The following is a 311-nucleotide window of genomic DNA, read 5'->3' as shown; positions in this document are numbered from 1 at the left end:
TACATAGAGATGTTCTACAACGTGAAGCGTCGGCATGGTTCGAGCAACGAGCTCTCGCCGGTAGAGTTTGAAAAGCAATACTTTCAGAGGCTCGGGAACGTCTAGAAAACCCGGGGCGATTCAATCCGTCTTTGGCGTTTCAGCCGCTCAAGGCGTGGGGGCAGGACTGATTTACGGCATCTATGCCTTGGTTCAAGCAGCAGCAGGGGCAGCCTTATTCGGATGGCCCTCCATGCAGCAACAGACTGAACTGGCACGCAAATTGAATCAACACCGACACACTCGTGACTAAATGTGGCGACGTGCAAACG

Annotated in this window: 1 protein-coding gene; it reads left to right on the top strand. The window is 53.1% G+C overall.

From position 1 onward, the window contains the following. A partial coding sequence (locus tag VJI93_RS08615) for an IS3 family transposase (RefSeq protein ID WP_324009292.1) occupies positions 1–105 on the top strand: 105 nt, incomplete at its 5' end. Positions 106–311 lie beyond the last annotated feature (206 nt).

This window comes from Parvimonas sp. M20 (assembly GCF_035282425.1).
Classification (GTDB): Bacteria; Bacillota; Clostridia; order Tissierellales; family Peptoniphilaceae; genus Parvimonas.
This window is presented reverse-complemented; position numbering and strand designations above follow the sequence as displayed.